Source organism: Lacrimispora sp. (assembly GCF_032078915.1).
GTDB lineage: Bacteria > Bacillota > Clostridia > Lachnospirales > Lachnospiraceae > Lacrimispora.
On sequence record NZ_DAMAUN010000152.1, the window covers coordinates 7,728 to 8,027 of the forward strand.

Consider the following 300-nt stretch of genomic DNA (forward strand, 5'->3'; position numbering starts at 1 on the left):
AATTTGAAAACATCATGGCCGAAATGGAACGCAGAGGGATCGAACCCAGGATCAGAAAAGAATTAAGAAAAAGGAAATAGGCGGGCTGGGTTTTTGAAAACCCGCCATTTTTGATCTATGCGTCATATGATAAGGGCCCGGGTAACTCCCAGACCCCTGTCACTGTGGCTTCTTATTCTTTTTTACCAGACTGTTTCATTAGCTGATCAACGTACGTACTCAGTCCGGCGGCCAGGATTCCCTGGGTGATTGCTGTAAATGCTGCTGTAGCGATCTGCTGGATGGTGTGTACTTCACACA

1 protein-coding gene is annotated in these 300 nt (G+C 46.7%); it reads right to left on the bottom strand.

Going from position 1 to position 300, the window contains the following annotated elements; all coding sequences use genetic code 11:
* Positions 1–172: 172 nt before the first annotated feature.
* Complete coding sequence (locus RT269_RS30305; protein ID WP_442913842.1) at positions 173–283, bottom strand: phage holin family protein; 111 nt, start codon at positions 281–283, stop codon at positions 173–175.
* Between the last annotated feature and the right edge of the window lie 17 nt (positions 284–300).